Source organism: Methylobacterium sp. WL6 (assembly GCF_008040095.1).
Lineage (GTDB): Bacteria > Pseudomonadota > Alphaproteobacteria > Rhizobiales > Beijerinckiaceae > Methylobacterium.
On record NZ_VRVH01000301.1, the window covers coordinates 1 to 5,284 of the forward strand.

General features: G+C 71.7%; 5 protein-coding genes. 3 read left to right on the plus strand and 2 right to left on the minus strand.

Annotated elements, in window-relative coordinates:
* Positions 1-975: glycosyltransferase (locus tag FV230_RS24070; RefSeq protein ID WP_147844194.1), on the plus strand; the 975-nt coding region annotated here is incomplete at its 5' end.
* A 2-nt stretch (positions 976-977) separates the two neighbouring features.
* Positions 978-2,726 carry a glycosyltransferase gene (locus tag FV230_RS24075; RefSeq protein ID WP_147844195.1) on the plus strand — a complete coding sequence of 583 codons (1,749 nt, stop codon included), beginning with the start codon at positions 978-980 and terminating at the stop codon, positions 2,724-2,726.
* Here FV230_RS24075 and purC read toward each other — a convergent pair.
* Positions 2,674-3,468, minus strand: coding sequence for a phosphoribosylaminoimidazolesuccinocarboxamide synthase (gene purC / locus FV230_RS24080; RefSeq protein WP_147728905.1), 795 nt, complete (start codon positions 3,466-3,468; stop codon positions 2,674-2,676). The two genes, FV230_RS24075 and purC, sit on opposite strands and share 53 nt — an antisense overlap.
* A 329-nt stretch (positions 3,469-3,797) precedes the next feature.
* Positions 3,798-4,502, minus strand: a complete 705-nt coding sequence (gene nth, locus FV230_RS24085; RefSeq protein WP_246694979.1) for an endonuclease III — start codon at positions 4,500-4,502, stop codon at positions 3,798-3,800.
* A gap of 44 nt (positions 4,503-4,546) precedes the next feature.
* On the opposite strand from nth, the gene FV230_RS24090 reads away from it, so the two are divergent.
* Positions 4,547-5,068: a DUF2244 domain-containing protein gene (locus tag FV230_RS24090; RefSeq protein ID WP_147728907.1), complete on the plus strand. Its 522-nt coding sequence runs from the start codon at positions 4,547-4,549 to the stop codon at positions 5,066-5,068.
* Positions 5,069-5,284: the final 216 nt, after the last annotated feature.

The window sequence follows — 5,284 nt, forward strand, 5'->3', positions numbered from 1 at the left end:
GACGTGGCGGTGCTGCACCCGGATTGGCTCGACGCGATGGTCCGTCAGGCGCTGCGGCCGGAGGTCGGCGCGGTCGGCGCCAAGCTGCTCTACGCGAACGGCACGTTGCAGCATGCCGGCGTCGTCGACCTGCTTTGGCCGCTGCCCGAGCCGGCGCCGCGCGTCAGCATCGTGATCCCGTCGCGCGACCGGCTCGACCTGATCGAGCGGGTCTGCCGCGGCGTCCTGCACGAGACCGCCTACCCTGCGATCGAGTGCGTGATCGTCGACAACGGCTCGACCGATCCGGCGGTCCTCGCTCACTACGACGCGCTCCGGCGCGATCGGCGGGTGCGGATCGTCGCGTTCGATGCGCCCTTCAACTTCTCGGCGATGGTCAATGCCGGGGTGGCGGCCGCGACCGGCGCCGTCGTCGTGCTGCTCAACAACGACGTGGCGGTGCTGCACCCGGATTGGCTCGACGCGATGGTCCGTCAGGCGCTGCGGCCGGAGGTCGGCGCGGTCGGCGCCAAGCTGCTCTACGCGAACGGCACGTTGCAGCATGCCGGCGTCGTCGTCGGGCTCGGCGGGCGGGCCGGGCACATCCTGCGCAAGCGCCCCGCGGGCAGCCCCGGCCGTCTCGGGCAGATGCGGGTCGCGCACGAGGTCTCGGCCGTCACCGCCGCGTGCCTCGCTGTTTCACGGGAAAACTATCGGGCGGTCGGCGGCTTCGACGCGGAGGCGTTCCCGGTCGATTTCAACGACGTGGATTTCTGCCTCCGCCTCGGGGCGGCCGGTTGCAAGACGGTGTGGACGCCGGCCGCCACCCTGGCCCACCTCGAATCGGTCAGCCGCGGCCCGTCGGTGGGCGCCAAGCGCATCCGGTTCGAGGCGGAGGCCGCCCGCTTCACCGAGCGCTGGCGCGACGTGATCCGGCACGATCCGTCCTATCATCCCGCCCTGTCGCTCACGACCTTCGGCGAGGACCTGGAATAGCCATGGCTGGCTCGGGCACGCGCGCCGTCGCCGCCACCCTGGCGCGTCATCCGCGGCGGACCTTCGCGATCCTCTGGGCCCGCCTCACCGGCCGGCGCCTGCGCGCGCGCCAGCGATGCGCGGCCCTCGTCGGCATCGATCACCGCCTGGCGCTGCCGCCCGGGATCCTGGACCGGTTTCCGACCGAGCCCGTCCCGTCGGACGATCCCGACCTCCGCCTGCTCACGGCACCGGGTCACGCGCTCGTCGCGGGTGCCCGCCGGGCCTTCGCCGCCGCCTTCGCCGCCGATCCGAGCCTGCATGCGCTCTACGGCGACGCGCTGGTCCAGGCTTCGCCCGGCGGCCCGGTGTTCCCGCTGCTGCGCCCGGCCTTCGATCCCGACTACCTGATGGCCGTCGATTGGCTCGGCCCGGTGCTCGCCGTGCGCCGGACGAGCCTTTGCGCGATCGCCGGCGGGGACGCGGAGATCTCGGCCCTCGACGCCGCCTTGCGCATCGTCGAGCGCTTCGGCCCGGACGCGATCGGGCACCTGCCGGGGATCGTGTCGGTTCGGATCGGGCCGGACCTCGCTTCCGACCGCGCGTCTTCCCTCCCCCCTCTGCGGGGGAGGGGACCCTCCGAAGGCGGGCGGGAGAGGGGAGCGACCGATCTGGCTACGGCGCTCCCCGCTCCCGACCCTCGCTCGCGCGAGGCCCACACTCTCCCGCTTCAGGGCGAGGGAAGGCGGGGGCCGCGAGACGCACATCTCGAAACCCGGCTCGCCAGCCTACGCCGCCACCTCGACCGCACTGGTCGGGCCGCGACCGGGCTGGCGCGCGAACCCGACGGCGTCGTCTCGGCCCTGCATCCGCTGCCCGATCCGCTTCCCCTGGTCAGCGTCATCGTCCCGACCCGCGACCGGGTCGATCTGCTGCGCGCGTGCCTCGACGGCCTGCGCACCCGCACCGACTGGCCGAGCCTCGAGATCCTGATCGCCGACAACGACAGCCGCGCGCCCGAGACCCTGGCCTACTTCCGCGCCCTCGAAGGCGAGGGGGTGCGCATCGTCGCCTGCCCGGGCCCGTTCGACTTCGCCGGCATGAACAACGCCGCCGCCGCGCTGGCGCGGGGCGCGCTGCTCGCCTTCGTCAACAACGACGTCGAGGCCTTCAGGCCGGACTGGCTCGGGCGGATGGTGCGCGAGGCGCTGCGGCCCGAGATCGGCGCGGTCGGCGCCAAGCTGCTCGACGGGGAGGGCCGGATCCAGCACGGCGGCATCGTGCTCGGCACCGGAGGCCTCGCCACCCACGCGCATCGGCACTTCCCCGGGGACGCCCCCGGCGACGGCATGCGCCTGCGGGCGACGCATGCGGTCTCGGCCGTCACCGCCGCCTGCCTCGTGGTCGAGGCGGCCAAGTTCCGCGCGGTCGGCGGCTTCGACGCCGCGCATTTCGCGGTCGACTTCAACGACGTCGACCTGTGCCTGCGCCTGAACGCGGCCGGCCACCGCACGCTGATGGTGCCAGGCGCGGTGCTGCATCACCGCGAGGGCGCGAGCCGTAGGCGCTCGCCGGAGGCCGAAAGCCGCCACGCCCGCGAGGTCGCGGCATTCAAAATGCGATGGGGGCCGCTGCTGGCGCAGGACCCCCATTATCATCCGGGCTTCGATCCCGATCTCTCGACCCACGCCCGGCTGCGCGCGGGCGCCGTCGACGGCCCTACTGGACCAGGCGCGGTCCGCCGGTCTGGACCTTCTCGTTCTCCGACATGATCCCGAGCCGCTTGGCGACCTCGGTATAGGCCTCGATCAGGCCGCCGAGATCCTTGCGGAAGCGGTCCTTGTCGAGCTTGTCGGCGGACTTGATGTCCCACAGCCGGCACGAATCCGGGGAGATCTCGTCGGCGACGACGATGCGCATCATGTCGCCTTCCCACAGGCGGCCGGTCTCGATCTTGAAGTCGACCAGGCGGATGCCGACGCCGAGGAACAGGCCCGACAGGAAGTCGTTGACGCGGATCGCCAGCGCCATGATGTCGTCGATCTCCTGGGGCGTCGCCCAGCCGAACGCGGTGATGTGCTCCTCCGACACCATCGGGTCGTTGAGCGCGTCGTTCTTGTAGTAGAACTCGATGATCGAGCGCGGCAGCTGGGTGCCCTCCTCGAGCCCGAGCCGCGTCGCCAGCGAGCCGGCGGCGACGTTGCGCACCACCACCTCGAGCGGGATGATCTCGACTTCGCGGATCAGCTGCTCGCGCATGTTGAGCCGGCGAATGAAATGGGTCGGCACGCCGATGTCGTTGAGGTGCTGGAAGACGAACTCCGAGATCCGGTTGTTCAGCACGCCCTTGCCGTCGATGATCTCGTGCTTCTTCGCGTTGAAGGCGGTCGCGTCGTCCTTGAAGTGCTGGATGAGCGTTCCCGGCTCCGGACCCTCGTAGAGGACCTTCGCCTTGCCCTCGTAGATGCGACGGCGGCGGTTCATAGGCGTGTACCGTGGTTTGAGGAAGTCCATCGGGCCGTGGCTCCTTGGCGACGAGACGTGCGCGGATTCCGCGGCGTTCAGACCTCGGGAGAGGTCGGGCCGCGGGCACATGTCATGGCTGGGAACCCCGGCGACCGTGCCGCAAACTACCCGAAGCGCGCTGGCAGCACAACGCGTTAGCCGGGTGGGGGATACGCGCGGCGCGCCTTCCTCGGCCTTGGTCGACGGCGGCGTTCGTCCGTCGCGCGCACGCTTCCCGCGCCCGCCCCGTCATCCCGGGCTCGCCTTCGGCGCCCCGGGATGGCGGGCGGGATGGCGGGATGCCTTCCCCCTTGCAGGCCTCGCACCGGGGCGCCCCCTCACGCCGTCTTGTCCGGGTAGCGGCACAGGTCGGCGATCGGGCAGTTCGGGCAGTCGGGCTTGCGCGCCTTGCAGACGTAGCGGCCGAACAGGATCAGCCAGTGGTGGGCATTGAGGCGGAAGGGCTCGGGCACCAGCGCCTCCAGCCCGGCCTGGACCTTGTCGGTGGTGGCGGCGACCACCAGCGGGATGCGGTTGGCGACGCGGAAGATGTGGGTGTCGACCGCGATGCGGGCCTCGCCGAAGGCGACGTTGAGCACCACGCTCGCGGTCTTGGCGCCGACGCCGGGCAGCACCTGCAGCTCCGCTTGGCTGCGCGGAACCACCCCGCCGTGCTGCTCGACCAGGATGCGCGAGAGCGCGATCACGTTCTTCGCCTTGGTGTTGAACAGTCCGATCGTGCGGATGAAGTCGCGCACCCGGTCCTCGCCGAGCGCCAGCATCGCCTCCGGGGTGTCGGCGATCGCGAAGAGCGGCCCGGTCGCCCGGTTCACGCCGACGTCGGTCGCCTGGGCCGACAGCACCACCGCGACGAGCAGCGTGTAGGGGTTGAGGAACGTGAGCTCGGCCCGCGGCTCGGGATTGGCCGCCCGCAGGCGCGAGAAGATCGCGACGACGGCCTCGGGGCCGACCGGATCGGGCGCGCGGGTGGCGCATGCGACGATCGGTCGGGCGAGCGTGCCCCCGATCGCGGCTTTCTTCACGGCGGGCGGCTTCCTGGCTGGCATCGTCGGGTTATATTGGCCCCATGGCGAGCGGCAACCTCCACGTCCACCCGGACGGCCTCGATCCCGATACCATCGACCGGCCGGTGTTCTCGGCCACCATCCGGCCGGCCCAGTCCCTGAGCCGCGCCGGCTTCAAGGTGGTGATGACGGGCTGCTGCCTGGTCTCGCTGGTGATCTCGGTCTGGTGCTGGCGCATGGGCTTCTGGCCGGTCGCCGGCTTCTTCGGCCTCGACATGCTGGCGATCTACGCCGCGCTCAAGGTCAGCTTCCGCCGCGGCCGCTCCTTCGAGGAGGTGATGATCTCCCAGCTCGAGATCCTGCTCACCCGCGTCAGCCACCGCGGCGAGCGCCACCAATGGCGCTTCAACCCGCTCTGGACCAAGCTCACCCAGGTCGAGGACGAGGAGTTCGGGTTGCAGCGCCTGACCCTGGTCTCGCGCCGGGAATACGTCGTCGTCGCCCGCGACGCCTCGCCCGACGAGCGCGCCCGCATCGCCCGCGGCCTCACCGGCGCGCTGGCGCAGGTGAAGAAGGGGTACTGACCGGGGCGCCGCGTGTCTCCCGGCCGCGCCGGCACGGAAGATGCCTCGTCCCCCACACCCCAGCGGATGACGCCCGTGCACGACACCACCACCATCGACCGACGCGCCCTGCTCGGCGGGATCGCGACGGCTGCGGCCCTCGCGGCATCGCCCGCCCGGGCGGGCGCTGCCGCGAGGGCCGCAGCCGTCGGTGTCGCGTATACACATCTACGAGCC

Bases quoted from the DNA above. Each gene is read 5' to 3' on its own strand.
- purC (WP_147728905.1), bottom strand. From the start codon at position 3,468: ATGGACTTCCTCAAACCACGGTACACGCCTATGAACCGCCGCCGTCGC.
- FV230_RS24090 (WP_147728907.1), top strand. From the start codon at position 4,547: ATGGCGAGCGGCAACCTCCACGTCCACCCGGACGGCCTCGATCCCGAT.
- FV230_RS24075 (WP_147844195.1), top strand. From the start codon at position 978: ATGGCTGGCTCGGGCACGCGCGCCGTCGCCGCCACCCTGGCGCGTCAT.